The 15,498-nt window shown below is 54.6% G+C and carries 15 protein-coding genes and 3 tRNA genes; 6 read left to right on the top strand and 12 right to left on the bottom strand.

Features of this window, described 5'->3' with window-relative positions:
- Positions 1-28 precede the first annotated feature (28 nt).
- The 4 genes from PGQ95_RS00675 to argA all read right to left on the bottom strand — a co-directional run bounded on the left by PGQ95_RS00675 (position 29) and on the right by argA (position 3,018).
- Positions 29-334 carry a hypothetical protein gene (locus PGQ95_RS00675; protein ID WP_143115452.1) on the bottom strand — a complete coding sequence of 102 codons (306 nt, stop codon included), beginning with the start codon at positions 332-334 and terminating at the stop codon, positions 29-31.
- Positions 335-400: 66 nt separating this feature from the next.
- Entirely contained in the window at positions 401-697 is a 297-nt protein-coding gene (locus tag PGQ95_RS00670) for a hypothetical protein (protein ID WP_430916696.1), read from the bottom strand.
- A 64-nt stretch (positions 698-761) separates the two neighbouring features.
- Positions 762-1,082: a hypothetical protein gene (locus tag PGQ95_RS00665; protein ID WP_430916694.1), complete on the bottom strand. Its 321-nt coding sequence runs from the start codon at positions 1,080-1,082 to the stop codon at positions 762-764.
- 604 nt (positions 1,083-1,686) lie between these two features.
- Complete coding sequence (gene argA / locus PGQ95_RS00660; RefSeq protein ID WP_015369939.1) at positions 1,687-3,018, bottom strand: amino-acid N-acetyltransferase; 1,332 nt, start codon at positions 3,016-3,018, stop codon at positions 1,687-1,689.
- A gap of 226 nt (positions 3,019-3,244) precedes the next feature.
- Between argA and amiC the strand changes: the two genes are divergently transcribed.
- Positions 3,245-4,498 (top strand): N-acetylmuramoyl-L-alanine amidase AmiC, encoded by a 1,254-nt coding sequence (amiC, locus tag PGQ95_RS00655; protein WP_430916692.1) that lies wholly within the window; start codon positions 3,245-3,247, stop codon positions 4,496-4,498.
- A gap of 86 nt (positions 4,499-4,584) precedes the next feature.
- Here amiC and PGQ95_RS00650 read toward each other — a convergent pair.
- From PGQ95_RS00650 to PGQ95_RS00640, 3 genes are all read right to left on the bottom strand, one after another.
- Positions 4,585-4,661: transfer RNA gene (locus PGQ95_RS00650), tRNA-Met, on the bottom strand.
- Between the two features lie 45 nt (positions 4,662-4,706).
- Positions 4,707-4,783: transfer RNA gene (locus tag PGQ95_RS00645), tRNA-Met, on the bottom strand.
- Between the two features lie 45 nt (positions 4,784-4,828).
- A tRNA-Met gene (locus PGQ95_RS00640) sits at positions 4,829-4,905 on the bottom strand.
- Positions 4,906-5,117: 212 nt separating this feature from the next.
- On the opposite strand from PGQ95_RS00640, the gene mltA reads away from it, so the two are divergent.
- Both mltA and tcdA read left to right on the top strand, forming a co-directional pair.
- Positions 5,118-6,215: a murein transglycosylase A gene (gene mltA / locus PGQ95_RS00635; RefSeq protein ID WP_045377497.1), complete on the top strand. Its 1,098-nt coding sequence runs from the start codon at positions 5,118-5,120 to the stop codon at positions 6,213-6,215.
- Positions 6,216-6,293: 78 nt separating this feature from the next.
- Positions 6,294-7,103 (top strand): tRNA cyclic N6-threonylcarbamoyladenosine(37) synthase TcdA, encoded by an 810-nt coding sequence (tcdA, locus tag PGQ95_RS00630; protein ID WP_072382456.1) that lies wholly within the window; start codon positions 6,294-6,296, stop codon positions 7,101-7,103.
- A 78-nt stretch (positions 7,104-7,181) separates the two neighbouring features.
- On the opposite strand, the gene csdE is transcribed toward tcdA, so the two are convergent.
- A complete protein-coding gene (gene csdE, locus PGQ95_RS00625; RefSeq protein WP_213793488.1) occupies positions 7,182-7,613 on the bottom strand; it encodes a cysteine desulfurase sulfur acceptor subunit CsdE in 432 nt (143 codons plus the stop codon).
- Positions 7,613-8,818: a cysteine desulfurase CsdA gene (csdA, locus tag PGQ95_RS00620; protein ID WP_213793487.1), complete on the bottom strand. Its 1,206-nt coding sequence runs from the start codon at positions 8,816-8,818 to the stop codon at positions 7,613-7,615. Before csdA ends, csdE begins: the two co-directional genes overlap by 1 nt.
- A gap of 432 nt (positions 8,819-9,250) precedes the next feature.
- Here csdA and gcvA point away from each other — a divergent pair, with 432 nt between their 5' ends.
- From gcvA to rlmM, 3 genes are read left to right on the top strand one after another with little or no spacing between them, the layout of a single operon-like run.
- Positions 9,251-10,168, top strand: a complete 918-nt coding sequence (gene gcvA / locus PGQ95_RS00615) for a glycine cleavage system transcriptional regulator GcvA (RefSeq protein ID WP_015369945.1) — start codon at positions 9,251-9,253, stop codon at positions 10,166-10,168.
- Between the two features lie 43 nt (positions 10,169-10,211).
- Positions 10,212-10,607, top strand: coding sequence for a DUF423 domain-containing protein (locus tag PGQ95_RS00610; protein ID WP_015369946.1), 396 nt, complete (start codon positions 10,212-10,214; stop codon positions 10,605-10,607).
- Positions 10,600-11,700 (top strand): 23S rRNA (cytidine(2498)-2'-O)-methyltransferase RlmM, encoded by a 1,101-nt coding sequence (rlmM, locus tag PGQ95_RS00605; protein WP_015369947.1) that lies wholly within the window; start codon positions 10,600-10,602, stop codon positions 11,698-11,700. Before PGQ95_RS00610 ends, rlmM begins: the two co-directional genes overlap by 8 nt.
- A 43-nt stretch (positions 11,701-11,743) precedes the next feature.
- On the opposite strand, the gene xni is transcribed toward rlmM, so the two are convergent.
- The 3 genes from xni to PGQ95_RS00590 all read right to left on the bottom strand — a co-directional run bounded on the left by xni (position 11,744) and on the right by PGQ95_RS00590 (position 15,378).
- Positions 11,744-12,502: a flap endonuclease Xni gene (gene xni / locus PGQ95_RS00600; RefSeq protein WP_047466376.1), complete on the bottom strand. Its 759-nt coding sequence runs from the start codon at positions 12,500-12,502 to the stop codon at positions 11,744-11,746.
- 152 nt (positions 12,503-12,654) lie between these two features.
- Positions 12,655-14,022 (bottom strand): L-serine ammonia-lyase, encoded by a 1,368-nt coding sequence (locus PGQ95_RS00595; RefSeq protein WP_087858604.1) that lies wholly within the window; start codon positions 14,020-14,022, stop codon positions 12,655-12,657.
- A gap of 66 nt (positions 14,023-14,088) precedes the next feature.
- Entirely contained in the window at positions 14,089-15,378 is a 1,290-nt protein-coding gene (locus PGQ95_RS00590) for an HAAAP family serine/threonine permease (RefSeq protein WP_087858603.1), read from the bottom strand.
- Positions 15,379-15,498: the final 120 nt, after the last annotated feature.

Below are 15,498 nucleotides of genomic sequence, written 5' to 3'. Positions count from 1 at the left end.
AGGGCGTGAATACGCTCTTCACCTCTGATTAGTAAGCAAATAAAAGTAATAGCCAGAGTAAAGAGACTGAGTTCATGGCAAAGAAATAGGCTACATAGCTTTTGGGAGTACTTGGTGTTGATATATCAGCAATAACAATAATTACCACTGAAATAATAAGATTAACGATGGATAAAACGATAAATAAAAGAATAACCATAGCGGCAGCGGCAAGGGCTGCATAGGCCGGTCCACTGTTCATCATTGCTAAAAGTAATAATATCCAAGGGTAAATAGAAATCACGGCGGTGATTTTTTTTATGTTTCTGGTAATTACGTTGGTTTTCTTTTTCATTGTTAACCTTTATCTTTTGGAGTGGCTTGTTAATATAATTAAAGAAGTCGTTCTGGTCTGATTTGCTTAGTAAATTAGTGACATTAATATCATCCACGCCACAGATATTGAATTCATGCATAAAAAATATAATGTTGCACCATTTCTTAGTGGTGGCTTGGAATTTTTTACAATAATAATGATGATTGTTGAAATGATTAAGTTGGCTATAGCTAATAAAAAGCTAACCATCAAATAGCCGAAAAATGCTGCAACGCCACTATTCGTTAAGTGCACCAGCAGTAAGCAAAACCAGGGATACAATGCAATAAATGTTGAAATGCATCCTATGTTTCTGACCAGCCAATTGCCTTTCTTTTCCATAATAAGTATATATCCTTATGTATTATTATACTTTAAAGAGTTAATGCTATAGTCATTATGATTATTATTGCCATAAAAGCATAAGAATTATCCATGATGCTGAAATCGAATTCATGGCGAGAAAATAAGCAGGCGAGCCTTTGGCGAGCGGAGGTTTTGATTTTTTGGCAGAGATGATAATGATTGATGATATAATTAAATTAAGAACAGATAAAATTATGCTTAAAAAGAATATGGCCACAACTTCACCTATCGCCGCATAACCGCTTATGGAATGCTGATAGCAATCCAAAATTAATGCAATAATAATAATCCACGGGTAAATTGATACTGTGAAAGTTATTTTCTTTATATGTCTGACTAGCCAATTAGGTTTCTTTTCCATAATTATACCTGTCCTTGATGGCGTTTTTGAACTATTCTTACCGGAAATATATCGTAATTTGCTGTTAAGTATAAAGATATAGCCAAAGCGGTAACATGGTGTTCATTGCGCAGAAATAGATTTTTAGCCTTCTCGGTTTTAGCAATGTAAAAACGCTCATGCATCCGATAGTGATGAGCGAAAGCGTAAGGTTAATAATCGATAATAAAGTGATAAGAGCCAGTAGATGTAATCCATCTTCCGTAAAATTGTCGGGGGTGAGACTCTGATTAATATGTACTATCAATATTATTAACCATGGATATATAGCAATGGTGGAAACAACCTTCCGCGATCGACTAGTAATCCAATTATCAGATTTAGGCATTATCCATCATGTTTATCAATAATGTTCTGGGATTTCATTCGTTAGGGGGGATCATAGCGTTGATGCAGTGAGAAAGATATACATCGATATTAAACCAGGAATAAAGCCCGGATGCTGGAAATATGTCACTGATGTGGCGGTGATAGAACAAAATTACTGTTCTGAAGGCGTGGGATATGCCTATTTGCAGTCAGGTAGCCCGGATAAGGCGCAAGCCGCTATCCGGGGGAGTATCCGTCAGCCGAGGTCAGCCATCAACACCTTCGAACGACGCTGATAGTTGTACATCTGTTTTTTACTCTCCGGCAGCAAATCAATATCCACCGGGGTAAAGCCGCGTTCCTGGAACCAGTGAATACTGCGGGTGGTCAACACGAATAGCTTGCTGAGCCCCATCTGCTTCGCCTGGGCGGCGATACGGCTCAGCAGTACCTCGCCGCGTGACGAACTACGGTAATCCGGGTGCACCGCCACGCAGGCCATTTCGCCGATTTTCTCTTCCGGGAACGGATAGAGCGCGGCGCAGGCGATGGTGGTGTTGTCGCGCTGAATAATGGTGAATTTATCTATCTCCATCTCCAACTGTTCGCGCGAGCGACGCACCAGAATGCCTTGCTGCTCCAGCGGGCTGATAAGATCGAGGATGCCGCCGATATCGTTAATGGTTGCCCGGCGGATCTGCTCGGCGCTTTCCATGACGATCTGCGTACCGATACCGTCACGTGAGAACAGCTCCTGCAGTAGCGCGCCATCTTCCTGATAGCTAATTAAATGGCAGCGGCGCACGCCGCTGCGGCAGGCTTTCACCGCCCCGCGCAGGAAACGTACGGTACCGGAATTATAATCTTCTTCCGCTTCCAGCTCCTCTACCCGCGCCTGCGCCTCGTTAGGGAACAGCTCGGAAACGATCTCGCCATGCTGGTCGTAGACCCCCTGCGACGAGCAGAAGCCGATCATCTTTTCAGCTTTCAGCTTTACCGCCAGTTGGGTGGCTATCTCTTCAGAAGTGAGGTTGAAGCTCTCGCCGGTGACGGATACCGCGACCGGGCCCATGAGCACGATTGCGCCGCTGTCCAGTTGGCGATGAATGGCTTCTTCATCGATGCGGCGAATACGGCCGCTGTGGCAGTAATCCACGCCATCATCGACGCCAAGGGGTTGAGCGATAATAAAATTGCCGCTCACCACGTTGATATGCGCCCCCTGCAGGGGCGTATTGCCGAGGCTCATCGACAGGCGGGCGGTAATTTCTAACTGCAGCATACCGGCGGCCTGCTTAACCAGCTCAAGGGTTTTGGCGTCGGTGACGCGGGTCTGCTTGTGATAAACCGGCTCGTGGTGATGTTCTGCGAGATTGGCGTCAATCTGCGGGCGGGCGCCATAGACCACCACCAGGCGAATACCGAGGCTGTGCAATAAGCCAATGTCATTGACTATGCTGGAAAAGTTATCGTGCTCGATGGCTTCTCCGCCCAGCATGATGACAAACGTTTTTCCCCGGTGCGCGTTTATATAGGGAACAGAATGGCGGAATCCCTCGACCAGTTCAGTGCGACGCTCCTTCACCATGATAAACCCTCAATGCATGATTATTCGTAATAAGTGTATTTTTATTCTGTTTTGCTTCGTGGCGCAACCCCTAATTTGTCACTAATTTGCGAAAACATTGTGACAAAACCTTGGGTGTCAAAGTTTGTTTACCCTTTTATAGATGACAGGTTATGCGGCTTTAGTTAAAGTTTCTGGTCAATCTGTTCATTTTGGCTTCAAACGCGTTTTTTTGCTTGGGAGTGGCATGTCGGGATACAAGTCGGGATTAAGCCGCCGTCGTTTTTTACAAGGGGCGGGCGCCATGTGGTTAATGAGTGTAAGTCCGGTCGGTTTGGCCGCCGCCGCGCAGGTTGTCGCGGTGCGTATCTGGCCGTCGTCGACCTACACCCGCGTCACGGTGGAATCCAATCATGTACTGAAATATCGGCAGTTTGCGTTAAGCAATCCTGAGCGAGTGGTGGTTGATATTGCAGGCGTTAACCTGAATTCGGTCCTGAAAGGGATGGGCGGGCAGATCCGCGACGACGACCCTTATATCAAATCCGCGCGCGTGGGCCAGTTCGACCCGCAAACCGTGCGGATGGTGTTTGAACTGAAACAAAACGTCAAACCGCAGCTGTTTGCGCTGGCGCCGGTCGCCGGTTTTAAAGAGCGTCTGGTGATGGACCTTTATCCCTCTACGGCCACCGATGTGCAGGATCCGCTACTGGCGTTACTGGAAGATTACAACAAAGGCGATCTGGAACGTCAGGTACCGCCGGCAGAGAGCGGGCCTCAGCCGGGGAAAGCCGGGCGCGATCGTCCTATCGTTATCATGCTCGATCCCGGCCACGGTGGTGAAGACTCCGGCGCGATTGGTAAATACCGTACTCGTGAGAAAGACGTGGTGCTGCAGATTGCCCGTCGATTGCGCGCGCTCATTGAGCGTGAAGGCAATATGAAGGTCTTTATGACCCGTAACGAAGACGTGTTTATTCCATTGAAGGTGCGTGTCGCCAAGGCGCAGAAGCAGCGTGCCGACCTGTTCGTTTCGATTCACGCCGACGCCTTTACCAGCCGTCAGCCGAGCGGCTCTTCGGTGTTCGCGCTCTCGACCAAGGGCGCGACCAGTACCGCCGCAAAATACCTCGCGCAAACGCAGAACGCCTCGGACTTAATCGGCGGCGTCAGCAAGAGCGGCGATCGTTACGTCGATCACACCATGTTCGATATGGTGCAGTCATTGACCATCGCCGACAGCCTGAAATTTGGTAAAGCGGTGCTGCAAAAAATGGGCAATATTAATAAGCTGCATAAAAATCAGGTGGAGCAGGCGGGCTTTGCGGTGCTGAAGGCGCCGGATATCCCTTCGATTCTGGTCGAAACGGCCTTTATCAGTAACGTCGAAGAAGAGCGTAAACTGAAGACCGCGAAATTCCAGCAGGAAGTGGCGGAGTCGATTCTGGCGGGGATCAAAGCCTACTTTGCCGATGGGGCGACGTTGGCCAGACGCGGATAAAAAAATAGCGCCTTCGGGCGCTTTTTTTGTAGCGGTATTTACGGATGGCAGAAACAAAAAAACACCCTTTAGGGTGTTCAATGTGTTGGTTGCGGGGGCCGGATTTGAACCGACGACCTTCGGGTTATGAGCCCGACGAGCTACCAGGCTGCTCCACCCCGCGTCCGTCTTTACTCTTCCATCGAGTAAATTTGCTTCTGATTGTAATTGGTTGCGGGGGCCGGATTTGAACCGACGACCTTCGGGTTATGAGCCCGACGAGCTACCAGGCTGCTCCACCCCGCGTCCGCGTCTACTCTTCCATCGAGTAGATTTACTTCAGATTTTAATTGGTTGCGGGGGCCGGATTTGAACCGACGACCTTCGGGTTATGAGCCCGACGAGCTACCAGGCTGCTCCACCCCGCGTCCGTGGAAGCGCACTATACTCCGCTAGCGTTCTGATGCAACCTTTTTTCGTAGAAATCGTCAATTTTGTAAGGGGTGGCGGCGAAATAGACAGTGATGGGCGGATTTTTACACAATTTGGGCTGCGGCGCGCTTTCGCGCATTTCATTAGCCGCATGGGTTTGTTATCTTCATCACGCACTAAGGCTTAGCAGCAATAAAGAAGAGATACCATGAAAGGACGTTGGGCAAAATATGTAGCGACGGGGGCAATGCTGGCGATGCTCGCCGCCTGTTCCTCGAAACCGACCGATCGCGGTCAGCAATATAGTGATGGCAAGTTTACCCAGCCGTTTTCATTGGTAAACCAACCTGATGCGGTAGGCGCGCCGATTAACGCCGGCGACTTCTCCCAGCAGGTTGGTCAGATTCGTAGCGCCTCTCCGCGTCTCTATAATAGCCAGAGCAGCGTCTATAACGCGATTCAGGAGTGGCTGCGTTCCGGCGGCGATACCCGCACGTTACGCCAGTTTGGTATTGATGCCTGGCAGATGCAGGGGGCTGATAACTACGGCAACGTGCAGTTTACCGGCTACTACACCCCGGTCGTACAGGCCCGCCACACTCGCCAGGGCGAGTTCCAGTATCCTATTTACCGTATGCCGCCGAAAAACGGCAAGCTCCCTTCCCGCGCCAGCATCTATGCCGGAGCGCTCAGCGATAACTACGTGCTGGCCTACAGCAACTCGCTGATGGATAACTTCATCATGGACGTGCAGGGCAGCGGCTATATCGATTTCGGCGACGGTTCGCCGCTTAACTTCTTCAGCTACGCCGGGAAAAACGGCTGGCCTTACCGTAGCATCGGTAAAGTGCTTATCGACCGCGGCGAAGTGAAGCGGGAAGATATGTCGATGCAGGCGATCCGTGAATGGGGCGAAAAGCATAGCGAAGCGGAAGTCCGCGAGCTGCTGGAACAGAACCCCTCTTTCGTCTTCTTTAAACCGCAGTCCTACGCGCCGGTGAAAGGAGCGAGCGCGGTACCGTTGATTGGCCGCGCGTCGGTCGCCTCTGACCGTTCGATTATTCCGCCGGGAACCACCTTGCTGGCCGAGGTGCCTCTGCTGGATAATAACGGTAAGTTTAATGGTCAATACGAGCTACGCCTGATGGTGGCGCTGGATGTCGGCGGGGCGATTAAAGGCCAGCACTTCGATATCTACCAGGGCATCGGCCCGGATGCGGGTCATCGCGCCGGTTGGTATAACCACTATGGCCGCGTGTGGGTGCTGAAAAACGCGCCAGGCGCCGGTAGCGTCTTTAGCGGTTAAGGTTTAAACGTCCGTATGTTTCTAACCCGGATCAGCGCAACGCGCCGGTCCGGGGTCTCCACTTTATTCTGAGGTTTTATGTCTGTAGTAATCAGCGATGCCTGGCGCCAGCGGTTTGGCGGCACGGCGCGTTTATATGGCGAAAAGGCGCTGCAGTGTTTTGCCGAGGCGCATGTTTGCGTGGTCGGGATCGGCGGCGTCGGTTCATGGGCGGCGGAAGCGCTGGCGCGAACCGGGATTGGCGCGATTACGCTGATTGATATGGATGATGTCTGCGTCACCAATACCAATCGCCAAATCCACGCCCTTGGCGGCAACGTTGGGCTGGCGAAAGCGGAAGTGATGGCCGAGCGTATACGTCTGATTAACCCGGAGTGTCGGGTCACGGTTATTGATGATTTCATCACGCCCGAGAACGTAGCGGAATACCTGGGAGCGGGCTTTAGCTATGTTATCGATGCGATCGATAGCGTCAGGCCAAAAGCGGCGCTGATCGCCTGGTGCCGTCGTTATAAAGTCCCGTTGGTGACGACCGGCGGAGCTGGCGGGCAAATTGATCCGACGCAGATCCAGGTCGCCGATTTGGCGAAAACAATTCAGGATCCGCTGGCGGCGAAACTGCGTGAGCGGCTGAAAAGCCAGTTCGGCGTAGTGAAGAACAGTAAAGGAAAGCTGGGCGTCGATTGCGTCTTCTCGACCGAAGCGTTGGTCTACCCGCAGGCGGATGGCAGCGTATGCGCAATGAAAAGCACGGCGGAAGGGCCGAAGCGGATGGATTGCGCCTCCGGTTTTGGCGCGGCGACTATGGTGACGGCGACCTTTGGTTTTGTCGCCGTATCCCATGCGTTGAAGAAGATGTTGGCGAAAGCGCAGCGTCAGGGGGAATAGCCCGGCAGGCGTTTCCCCGGACGGCGCAGAACCGTAGCCCGGCTCAGCGTAGCGCAAGCCGGGGAGACGGCGTTTGAATTAGTTCTCGCGGGCGGCGGCGAGCACCGCGTCGCTTAGCGCCTGCAGCCCCTGGCTGCGCGAAGCGCTAAGCTGCCCGCGCAAACCCAGCTCATCGAATAACGCCAACGGATCTTTCGCTAAAATCTCAGCGGCGCTTTTTCCGTCGCAGGCGGCTAACAGCACCGCCAGCAGACCGCGCACGATACGCCCTTCGCTATCGCCAAAGAAGCGCATCTTGCCCTCGGCATCAACCTGATACCCCAGCCAGACGCGGTTTTCGCAGCCCGCAATCTCTTTCGCCTGCGCCCGCTGGTCATCCGTTAATGGCGGCAGTTTCTTACCCACTAAAATCAACTGGCGGTACTTATCTTCCCACTGGGTCAGCGGGGCGAAGGTCTGGCGCAGCGTCGCTTCGCTGAGCGCGGCGCTTAAAGGTTGGGAAGTCATCATTAATCCACCAGTATTTCCAGCGCGCGGTCGATAGCGTGCACCAGCGCATAAACATCATCTTGCGTATTGTACGGCGCGAATGAGGCGCGCAGCGTACCGCTGACGCCTAATGCCGCCAGCAGCGGCTGCGCGCAATGTTGCCCGGCGCGTAGCGCAATGCCGGACTCCGCCAGCAGCGTAACCATATCGCTATGGTGTACGCCCTCGAAATCAAAGGCCAGCAGGCTCGAATCCTGGCAGCGGAACGAACGAAAGCCGGGCCGTTTTGCCAGTTCATCTTCCGCAAGCGTCGCCAGGCTACGGCTCCAGTTTTCCGCCTGTGCAAGATCGATCTCCTGCAGCCATTCCAGCGCGGCGCTGAGGCCGATAACGCCGGCGACGTTGGGCGTCCCGGCTTCAAGCCGCCAGGGGGCGGGCTGGGTTTTAAAACCATCGAACGAGACTTCAGTAATCATTTTGCCGCCGCCGAGCCACGGCGACATCTCCGCCAGCAGGTCGCTTTTGCCATACAGCGCGCCAATACCCGTTGGGCCATACAGCTTGTGGGCGGAGAAGGCATAAAAATCGATATCCAGCGCCTGCACGTCGGCGGGGAAGTGCACCGCCCCCTGCGCGCCATCAACCATCACTATCATTCCCGCCTGATGGGCGAGAGCAATAGCATGCTGCAGGTCGGGGCAGCCGCCGGTGACGTTAGACATCTGGCCAATCGCCAGCACCCGGCTGCGCGGAGAAATAAGCGAAGGGAGTTGCGCGACATTCGGCAGACGATCGGCGCCCAACGGCAGCTTGACCACCCGCGCGCCGGTTTGTTCGGCAACCATCAGCCACGGTACCAGGTTGGCGTGGTGTTCGGCTTCGCTGACGATTATCTCATCGCCAGGATGCAGGCGCGGGCGCACGTAACTCTGCGCGACCATATTGATGGCTTCGGTGGTGCCGCGGGTCCAGACGATATCTTTGCCGGAAGGCGCGTTAAGCCAGTTGGCGACGCGTTCGCGCGCCGCCTCGTAGCGCTCGGTAAGATGCTGGGCGGCGGCAAACTGGCTGCGGTGGACGTTGCCGGCGCTCAGGCGATAAAACTGGTCGCTGGCATCGATCACGGCCAGCGGTTTTAGCGCCGTCGCCGCGCTATCCAGGTAGACGCCGGCATCCGCCAGGGCTGGAAACTGGGCGCGGAAATGGGCGGGATTGAATGCGTTCATGGAATTCCTCATATCGATATCACGATCGTCGCGCAAATTCCCCATTAGGGCAAGGCTGGTGATAGCGAGGAGGCGGGGAGAACGGTGATTTTTCGGCAAAAAAAAGCACCGCGCATTGCGGTGCTACATTAAATCACTATGGACAGACAGGGTAAATGTACAGGAAGTGAAAAGGTAGCCTTGCTACCATGGTCTGCAAACCCAGACCAATTGCAAACACAACAACACAACATCACAACCGTAAGCCAAAAGCTTGTTGGAACACGCATTCCAAAAAAAGCTTTTCGTTCCGGCTCAGGAAGTGCCGCCACTATAGGTATTTGCTGGTAGAACCTCAACGGACAATTTATAATGGCTCAGATAAAAAAAACTAATAGGTTAACTGTTGTTTCCTATTTGTTAAAACTCGTTAACATCTCAGTCAGAATAACCATGTCGAAGCGATTACCACCTCTGAATGCATTACGTGTTTTTGATGCAGCCGCACGTCATCTTAGCTTCACTCGCGCAGCCGATGAGCTTTTTGTGACGCAGGCCGCAGTAAGTCACCAAATCAAGTCACTAGAGGACTTTCTGGGCCTGAAGCTGTTTCGTCGACGCAATCGCTCGCTGCTGTTAACGGAAGAGGGGCAAAGCTATTTTCAGGATATTAAAGAGATTTTTTCGCAGCTCACCGAAGCGACGCGTAAACTGCAGGCGCGCAGCGCGAAAGGAGCGCTAACTGTTAGTTTATTGCCCAGTTTCGCCATTCAGTGGCTGGTGCCGCGACTCTCAAGCTTTAACTCAGCTTATCCGGGGATCGATGTGCGTATCCAGGCGGTGGACCGTCAGGAAGATAAACTGGCCGACGACGTCGACGTGGCGATTTTCTATGGCCGCGGCAACTGGCCAGGGCTGCGTGTTGAAAAACTGTACGCCGAATATTTACTGCCGGTTTGTTCGCCGTTGTTGTTAACCGGTGACAAAGCGTTGAAAACGCCTGCCGATCTGGCGCAACATACGCTGTTACATGATGCGTCTCGCCGCGACTGGCAAACTTATACCCGGCAACTGGGTCTAAATCATATCAATGTGCAACAGGGACCGATATTCAGCCACAGCGCGATGGTGCTGCAGGCGGCAATCCATGGACAAGGCGTCGCACTGGCCAATAACGTTATGGCCCAGTCCGAAATTGAAGCAGGCCGTTTGGTCTGCCCGTTTAATGATGTTCTGGTCAGTAAGAACGCGTTTTACCTTGTTTGTCATGACAGTCAGGCTGAACTGGGTAAAATAGCCGCTTTCCGCCAGTGGATTTTAGCGAAGGCGGCGAGCGAACAAGAAAAATTCCGCTTTCGTTACGAACAATAACGGCCTGATGACCAGGCGTTAACTGACTTTGTAGGGTATCAACATGACCAGCCGTTTTATGCTGATTTTTGCCGCCATCAGCGGCTTTATCTTTGTGGCTCTGGGCGCCTTTGGCGCACACGTATTAAGTAAATCGCTGGGTGCGGCCGAAATGGCCTGGATCCACACCGGCCTTGAGTATCAGGCGTTTCATACGCTGGCGATTTTAGGCCTGTCTGTCGCCATGCAGCGGCGGATAAGCATCTGGTTTTACTGGAGCAGCGTGTTTTTGGCGCTGGGAACCGTGTTGTTCAGCGGCAGCTTATATTGCCTGGCGCTGTCGCATTTACGCCTGTGGGCGTTCGTTACCCCGGTAGGCGGCGTCTGCTTCCTAGCCGGTTGGGTATTAATGTTAATTGGTGCAATTCGTCTGAAACGTAAGGGCGTTGTTCATGAATAAGGTTGTCCTCTATTGTCGCCCCGGGTTTGAGAAAGAGTGCGCAGCAGAAATTACCGATAAGGCAGCCCGCCTTGAGGTATTTGGTTTTGCCCGGGTCAAAGACGACTCCGGCTATGTGATTTTTGAGTGCTATCAGCAGGGCGATGGCGAGAAGCTGGTGCGCGATCTACCGTTTAGCTCGCTGATTTTCGCGCGCCAGATGTTCGTCGTTGGCGAACTGCTGCGCGACCTGCCGCCGGAAGACCGCATCACGCCGATCGTCGGCATGCTGCAGGGCGTGGTGGAAAAGGGCGGCGATCTGCGCGTTGAGGTGGCGGATACCAACGAAAGCAAGGAGCTGATGAAGTTCTGCCGCAAGTTCACGGTGCCGCTGCGCGCGGCGCTGCGTGAAGCCGGCGTGCTGACCAACTATGAAACGCCAAAGCGTCCGGTGGTGCACGTGTTCTTTATCGCCCCCGGCTGCTGTTACACCGGCTACTCCTTTAGCAATAACAACTCGCCGTTTTATATGGGGATCCCGCGCCTGAAGTTCCCTTCCGATGCGCCGAGCCGTTCGACGCTGAAGCTGGAAGAGGCGTTTCACGTCTTCATTCCGGCGGATGAGTGGGACGAGCGTCTGGCGAATGGCATGTACGCGGTGGATCTCGGCGCCTGCCCGGGCGGCTGGACCTATCAACTGGTGAAGCGCAACATGTGGGTCTCTTCGGTCGATAACGGCCCGATGGCGCAGAGCCTGATGGATACCGGACAGGTGACCTGGCTGCGTGAAGATGGCTTCCGCTATCGTCCGAACCGCAACAACATCTCGTGGATGGTGTGCGACATGGTTGAGAAACCGGCGAAGGTGGCGGCGTTAATGGCGCAGTGGCTGGTGAACGGCTGGTGCCGCGAGACCATTTTTAACCTTAAGCTGCCGATGAAAAAGCGCTATGAAGAGGTGTCGCAAAACCTGGCCTATATTCAGGCGCAGCTTGATGAGCACGGTATTAACGCGCAGATTCAGGCCCGTCAGCTGTATCACGACCGTGAAGAAGTGACCGTACACGTGCGTCGCCTGTGGGCGGCGGTCGGCGGCCGCCGCGACGAGCGCTAATCAGCGCTCAGCAGCCCCGGCCACGCATCAGCGCGGCCGGGGATCACGCGGATGGCAAACGCAGCTGCTGCAGGTTGCCATCGAGCTGTAAATCCGTTTGCAGGCGGGCGATTTCCCGGCAGGTAAATGCCATCTCTTTATGCTCTTCAAGCTTCTTACGCCACTTCTCCGGCACTTCGGCAAGCCGCGCGTAGATGCCTTCTAAATCCTGATAATCCGTTAACAGCTGCGCCGCGCTTTTCGGCCCAATCCCGGCAACGCCCGGTACTTTCGAGCTGCTAATTCCCGCCAGGCCCCAGTAGTCCGGCAGTTGCTCCGGCATCACGCCGAATTCATTGGCGATAAACGGCGCATCCAGCCAGCGTTTCTGGAAATAGTCGCGGATGCGAATGGTCGGCGACAGCAGCTGACAGTAGCCTTTATCGGTCGAGACAATAGTCGCCTGATGCCCGGCCTGGGCAACTTTAACGGCGAGCGTGGCCGCCAGGTCGTCCGCTTCGCTGCCGGGCAGCGCCCAGCAGCGGATACCGCGCTGTTCGAAGGCCGCCCGCAGCGCCGGCATTTCCGCCTCCAGCGTTTCCGGCATCGGCGCGCGCCCGGCTTTATAGTCCGGCAGCCGCTGATGGCGCCAGCCGTGGGCGCGGTCTTCATCGTCGAACACCGCCACGGCGTGCGTCGGCTGGCTGTGGACGATAAGCTGTTCCAGGGCGTGCAGGCAGGTATCCGCGCAGGGTGAACCCTGTACCGCATGAATACGGCGGATCAGGTTGAGCGCGTCGACAATTAACAGATGAACAGCCACAAGATACCTCCCTTTGTTCTCAGGTTGTAAGGGTAACATCGGTGGCAAGGCGAGGCTATTGGTAGAGCGAAGTTCGGGAAGCAGGCTCGCAGAATGAGCCAGGGCTGGAGGAGAGTTGGCCCGACATACCGAAGCGTGCCGGGCCAGAGGCGTTAATCGCAGGCGACGATTTTCATCGCCAGGCCGCCGCGAGAGGTTTCGCGGTACTTGGCGTTCATATCTTTGCCCGTTTCATACATGGTCTCGATAACCTTATCGAGGCACACGCGCGGTTCGCTGGTACGGCGCAGGGCCATGCGCGCGGCGTTAACCGCTTTGACCGCCGCGATGGCGTTACGCTCGATGCACGGTACCTGCACCTGGCCGGCAACCGGGTCGCAGGTCAGGCCGAGGTTATGCTCCATACCGATTTCCGCGGCGATGCACACCTGAGCCGGGCTAGCGCCCAGCAGCTCCGCCAGACCGGCCGCGGCCATCGAGCAGGCCACGCCGACTTCGCCCTGGCAACCGACTTCGGCGCCGGAGATAGAGGCGTTCATCTTATACAGCGAGCCAATGGCGCTGGCGACCAGCATATAGCGGGCCAGAGAGTTAGCGTTCACCTTACGGATAAACTTGTCGTAGTAGGCCAGTACCGCCGGAACGATACCGCACGCGCCGTTAGTTGGCGCGGTCACCACGCGGCCACCGGCGGCGTTCTCTTCGTTTACCGCCAGCGCGAACATGTTGATCCAGTCCACGACCGCCATCGGGTCGCTGTTGGTATTGTCCTGGCTCACAAGCATGCGGCGCAGCGCGGCGGCGCGGCGCGGGACGCGCAGTTTGCCCGGGAGCACGCCTTCCGTAGTGATGCCGCGCTCGATACCGGCGCTCATCACTTCCCACACCGCGGCGAAGTGCTGTTCCAGCTCTTCTTTGCTGTGTAGCGCCAGCTCGTTCTGCATCATCAGCCCGGAGAGCGACAGGCCGGTTTCATTGCAGTGTTTCTGCAGGTCGGCGGCGTTTTTATACGGATAAGGCACGGCAACCGGCGCTTCGGTGGTCAGGCCGAAGTGCTCTTCATCGACGATAAAGCCGCCGCCGATGGAGTAGTAGGTCTGGCTGTAGAGTACCTTGTCGCCGCCCAGCGCGGTAATGCGCATGCCGTTCTCATGCAGAGACAGGTTGTCGGCATGGAAATTCATGCACTGGTCGACAGGGAACGCGACTTCGTGCTGGCCGTTCGCCAGCAGCAGGCGGCCGTGGGTGTTAACGTCCTGGATAAAGCCCGGGATCGCGTCGATGTCGACGGTATCCGGCAGATTGCCGGCCAGCCCCATGATAATGGCGATATCGGTATGGTGGCCTTTACCGGTCAGGGACAGGGAGCCGTAAACGTCAACGACGACTTTGCTGACGTCAGCCAGCAGGCCGCGCTCAATCAGGTCGTCAGTAAATTGTTTGCCCGCTTTCATCGGTCCAACGGTATGGGAGCTGGATGGGCCAATGCCGATTTTGAAAATATCGAATACGCTGATCATGATGTATTCCAGTACTGTCGGAAAGCGCGCCGCCGTTAAGCGGCGCGAGGGGAGGTCTTAAGAGAATTAGCTGAACAGAGAGTAGAAAATCGCGGAGATGGCAATCAGGCCCATAATCACAACGAAGACGTTGCTGATGTGGCCGCTGTATTTGCGCATGGCCGGAACTTTCTGGATAGCGTACATCGGCATCAGGAACAGGATCATCGCAATAATCGGGCCGCCCAGGGTCTCAATCATGCCGAGGATGCTCGGGTTCAGCGTGGCCACAATCCAGGTGGTGACCAGCATAAACAGCGCGGTCAGCTTGTTCAGTTTGTTGATTTCGATGGTTTTGCCTTTGCCGCGCAGAGACTTAATCACCATGCCGTTGAAACCTTCACGAGCGCCCAGATAGTGGCCGAGGAAGGATTTGGTGATAGCGATCATCGCGATGATCGGCGCCATCCAGGCGATAACCGGTGCGTTAAAGTGGTTCGCCAGGTAAGACAGAATCGAGATGTTCTGCTCTTTCGCCGCCGCCAGGTCTGCCGGAGACAGGCTCAGTACGCAGCTGAAGACGAAGAACATAACGGTCAGCACCATCATGATGTGAGCGCGCGCCAGGATGCTGGAGCATTTCTTCTCAGCGCCTTCGCCGTACTCTTCACGCTTCGCGACCGCGAAGGAGGAGATGATCGGCGAGTGGTTAAAGGAGAAGACCATCACCGGGATCGCCAGCCACAGAGTCATCAGCAGACCGTTACCGGTTGTTGTCGCGCTGCTCAGCGACAGGGTTTCCAGCGCCGCGCCGTTCCACTGTGGGATCAGATACAGCGCCAGGATCATCAGCGCGATAACGAACGGGAATACCAGGATGCTCATTGCTTTAACGATCATCTGCTCGCCGAAACGAACGATGGTCATCATGCCGACAATCAGGATCAGCGACAGAATGGCGCGCGGCGGCGGCGTCATGTGCAGCTGGTGCGCCATGAAGCTTTCGACGGTGTTGGTGATAGCCACGCTGTAAACCAGCAGAATCGGATAGATTGCGAAGAAGTAGAGCAGAGTAATCAGCTTACCTGCGCCCACGCCAAAGTGTTCTTCAACCACTTCGGTGATGTCTTCACCCGGGTTTTTACCGGAAAGCACGAAGCGGGTCATACCGCGGTGTGCGAAGAAGGTCATCGGGAAGGCCAGAATAGCCATGATAATCAGTGGGATCATACCGCCGACGCCGGCGTTGATTGGCAGGAACAAAACGCCCGCGCCGATCGCCGTGCCGTACAGGCCCAGCATCCACATGGTATCCGTTTTGCGCCATCCGCTGCGGGTTTCACCCGAAACGATAGTGCTGGTTTGTGTGGTTTCCATCTGTATCTCCTGGAGGAATCAACAAAATCTAGTAAATAAAAACGATTAAATAATATGAAATTCGTTGCTTTACGGTTTTTTAGAAATTTTCTCCGTAACAATTGGGCGGCAAGATACATT

It is taken from the genome of Klebsiella sp. 141240, assembly GCF_050600805.1.
GTDB lineage: Bacteria > Pseudomonadota > Gammaproteobacteria > Enterobacterales > Enterobacteriaceae > Klebsiella > Klebsiella aerogenes.
Note: the sequence above shows the minus strand (reverse complement) of the source record. Positions and strands in the feature narration are given on the sequence as shown.